At 61.4% G+C, this 804-nt stretch carries 1 protein-coding gene; it reads left to right on the plus strand.

The genetic code is table 11. The features are described from left to right. Window positions 1-804, plus strand: an 804-nt coding sequence (locus ACSR9A_RS01125; RefSeq protein ID WP_473755184.1) for a condensation domain-containing protein, incomplete at both ends; no start/stop codon positions are given.

Here is an 804-nt window from a genome sequence, read left to right on the forward strand (position 1 = left end):
AGCGCAGTCATCGGGGAGATGGAGGAGGTGTACGCGCTGACGCCGATGCAGCAGGGCATGTTGTTCCACAGCCGTCTGGAGCCGCAAGCGGGCGCTTATGTGAACCAGATGCAGCTGACGCTGCAAGGGGAGTTGGATGTAGCAGCGTTTGAACGAAGCTGGCAAACGATCGTTCAGCGGCATGCGGTGCTGCGGACGAGCATCGACAGCGGGTGGAGAAAAGAGCCGCTGCAAGTCGTGTACCGCGACCGGCCGCTTCAGCTTGCGTATGCCGATCTGTCGCTGAAACCCGCCACGGAGCAGGAAGCTGGCGTGGCGCAGTGGCGGACGGCAGACCGGCAGCAAGGCTTTGATGTGGAAGCGGAGAGCTTGATGCGGGTGGCGTTGTTCCGCACAGGAAAGCATACGCACGAGCTGGTCTGGAGCTTCCATCATATTGTGATGGACGGCTGGTGCCTGCCGCTGGTGATGGAGGAAGTGCTGCGCACCTACAGCGCCTACAGTGCTTACAGCATCTCGGGTAGCGAAGAGGAGCAGCAGGAGCAGCCAAAAGGTCAGGCGTACAGCGACTATATTCGCTGGCTGTCGGAGCAGGATGAGGCGTCGGCGCGGCACTACTGGAAGGAACGACTGGCGGGCTGTGAAGCACAGGCGGTGTTCCCGAAACGCCAACGCCAGACGTCAGGCTATGAAGCGAGGCGTGTGAGCGGAGTCGTGCCACGGGAGCAAAGCGAGCGAATCGCGGCGGCGGCCAAAGCACATGGCGTAACGATGAACACGCTGTTGCAAACGGCATGGGGATTG

The organism is Paenibacillus sp. R-74696 (assembly GCF_055814915.1).